The organism is Oleiphilus sp. HI0125, from assembly GCF_001635355.1.
Window position 1 is genome coordinate 1 of record NZ_LWGF01000859.1, and the last position, 1,014, is coordinate 1,014.

The 1,014-nt window shown below is 48.3% G+C and carries 2 protein-coding genes; both read right to left on the bottom strand.

What is annotated here, in order from left to right; genetic code table 11:
* Window positions 1-410, bottom strand: a 410-nt coding sequence (locus A3762_RS14065) for an AAA family ATPase (RefSeq protein WP_156493464.1), incomplete at its 3' end; no start/stop codon positions are given.
* A 12-nt stretch (window positions 411-422) separates the two neighbouring features.
* Complete coding sequence (gene hslV / locus A3762_RS14070) at window positions 423-944, bottom strand: ATP-dependent protease subunit HslV (RefSeq protein ID WP_068754990.1); 522 nt, start codon at window positions 942-944, stop codon at window positions 423-425.
* Between the last annotated feature and the right edge of the window lie 70 nt (window positions 945-1,014).

Sequence of the window (1,014 nt, forward strand, 5' to 3'; positions counted from 1 at the left end):
CGAAGTAGTGCGTCCAAAATTCGATCTTCTGCTAGATCAGCTGCACGCATTTCAACGCGTTTAATTTCTTTTTCACGGAAAAGTTTAAGCGCGTTTTCGGCAAGGTCGCGGATGATTGAATCAACATCTCTGCCTACATAGCCCACTTCAGTAAATTTGGTCGCTTCAATCTTAACAAAAGGTGCGTCTGCGAGTTTAGCGAGTCGTCGAGCGATTTCTGTTTTACCAACGCCTGTCGGGCCAATCATTAGGATATTCTTTGGCGAAACTTCGTCACGTAGATCCTCGTTTAGTTGCATTCGGCGCCAGCGATTACGAAGAGCGATAGCAACGGCACGTTTTGCGTCGTCTTGGCCAATAATGTGTTGGTTGAGTTCATGTACGATCTCGCGCGGGGTCATGTTCGCCATAGTGCTAGCCTTTTACTTCAGTTCTTCGATAGTGCGGTTGTCGTTGGTAAATACGCAAATGCTTGCTGCAATGTCTAAGCCTTTCTCAACAATATCGTGTGCACCGAGCTCGGTGTTATCAAGTAGGGCGCGCGCACTTGCTTGCGCGAAAGGACCGCCTGAGCCAATGGCGATTAGACTGTCTTCAGGTTCAATGACATCGCCGTTGCCCGTAATAATGAGTGAGGAGTCTTTGTCGGCAACAGCAAGTAATGCTTCGAGTTTTCGAAGAGCTCTGTCGGTTCGCCAATCTTTTGCTAATTCTACGGCCGCTCGAACGAGGTGCCCTTGATGTTTTTCTAGCTGAGCTTCAAAGCGTTCAAATAGCGTGAAAGCATCTGCAGTGCCTCCAGCAAAGCCCGCGATGACTTGTCCATTGTAGAGACGGCGCACTTTCTTCGCATTGCCTTTCATGATGGTGTTGCCAAGAGAGACTTGGCCATCGCCGCCTAGTGCAACTTCGCCTTCTCTGCGGACAGATAAGATAGTGGTCATCGTTGAGCTCCTACTCGATGAATTTTTTTGTCTCGAACGAATATGGATGCGGAACTCAGAAATTCAAGGT